We start from the raw sequence: 1,688 nt of genomic DNA, 5'->3' as shown, positions 1-1,688 counted from the left end.
TGTTTTTAGTAAATTTTGCTTACAAATTTTGTATAATTTTTAAAATTTTATATCGAAAAGAGGAGCGAGTATGAGATTTATCGTTATATTGTTTTTGGTGGTTGGCGGCTGTTTTGGAGGCAATATAACCGACTTTCAAAGCTTGGAAAAATTTATCAAAGACGGGCAAGCGAAAGGATATTTTCCTAAAAAGATTTTAGTGACGCAAGGATTTGATACCACCGTATTAGAAGACGTGAGTTTAAATTTTAGCAAAACCATATATTGGGATATAAATTCTCGCTGCAACCAAAACGCAGACGAGATCATTATAGCCGAAAGCGATACGAGGCACTCTATAATTTGCCCCGGAAATAACAACGTCTATATTTTGACGGGCGGCAGAAGCGATGTGGAAGACCCATGGGGAAACGATATCTTCGTAATGGGCGAGAACGATGATAAAATTTCAAAAAGCTGGGGTACAAATATATTTATATTCGGCAAAAGATGGGGGCATGATAAGATAGAAATCGGCGATTCTAGGATAAATCCGGCGTCAAACCCTGAATACAAAAACGAATTTCCTTACGAGTTTAGTCACTTTTTCATCTTTGATAGCGGGGTTAAAAAGGATGATTTAGTTTTTAACTTTAACAAGATAATAAATTTAAAAACAAACGACTCTATAGAACTTACGGATTTAAATGGTATAAATTTGATTTTTAAAGACGAGCCGGGTAAATACTACGGTACAAATTCATTAAAGGAGATTTACGACAAAAACTTTTTCGTTACGCCTAAGACTGAAGAGAGTTTGAGTGCGGATGAGATACAAACGTTGCTTCACAAAACGGCATATTCAGACAACGCCGAAGATGCTAAAAAATACTGCGAAATGGGCGGCGATCCGAATTTTAAAGGTCATGAAAATACCACTCCCATCGAAATGGCGGTAATGTTAGGTAACGAAAATTCGCTTCGCGCGATGCTAGAGTGCGCAAAAAGACTGACTGATAGCGCAATGATGATGAGCGTATTCGGAAGTCAACACGACGATGAGAAGAGTTTTATGCTCGTAAAGCTTTTAGAAAAATACGGCGGAAATTTTAAAGCAAAGGATAGCGATGGATGCTCCATGGTAAATTATGCGGCAAGTTCTCATAGTCTAGAAATCGTAAAATATCTAGTAGAAAGAGGCGCCGATCCAAAAGCTAGATGTTCTCATAACCAAAGTGTAACTCCATCGGATTGGGCAAGGAAAAACGAGGATAAAAGAGTATATGAGTATCTAAAAAGCCTAGAAGCCAAATAAAAGCTATGTTAAATTTGGCTTCTTTATCGTATGCTTTAAATCGGCGCGATAAAATTATTGGCATTTTTGATGCTGATAGCAAGGCACAGCAAGCTTTTATGATATCGATTTGGCTTATGGCTGCAACGACGGAACTTATTTATGTGCCATCTAGAATGGGCGGCATATCGGACTCTCTATAGCACCAAGATTTGCGGCTATGCCAAAAAGCTTTAAGTTTTCGGCGAAAATTTTATTTTGTGTTATTTTTGCCAAAAATATATAATTTAATCCAAAATTTATATACACTTCGCTATTATCTCATTTTTAATTTCGCGGCCCACTCGTCTAGTGGTTAGGACGCTGGCCTCTCACGCCGGTAACAGGAGTTCAAATCTCCTGTGGGTCACCATTT

Annotated in this window: 1 protein-coding gene and 1 tRNA gene; both read left to right on the top strand. The window is 37.8% G+C overall.

Translation table 11 applies throughout. The annotated features are described in order from the left end of the window. Positions 1-70: 70 nt before the first annotated feature. Positions 71-1,294, top strand: coding sequence for an ankyrin repeat domain-containing protein (locus tag Q0257_RS11795; RefSeq protein WP_298025023.1), 1,224 nt, complete (start codon positions 71-73; stop codon positions 1,292-1,294). Positions 1,295-1,610: 316 nt separating this feature from the next. Next, positions 1,611-1,685, top strand: a tRNA-Glu gene (locus Q0257_RS11790). Positions 1,686-1,688 lie beyond the last annotated feature (3 nt).

The sequence above is a fragment of the uncultured Campylobacter sp. genome, from assembly GCF_938018035.1.
Classification (GTDB): Bacteria; Campylobacterota; Campylobacteria; order Campylobacterales; family Campylobacteraceae; genus Campylobacter_B.
The sequence above is the reverse complement of the archived record's forward strand: the minus strand, read 5'-3'. Positions and strand labels throughout refer to the sequence as shown.

Coding starts and splice junctions, on each gene's coding strand:
- Q0257_RS11795 (WP_298025023.1), top strand. CDS start 71: ATGAGATTTATCGTTATATTGTTTTTGGTGGTTGGCGGCTGTTTTGGA.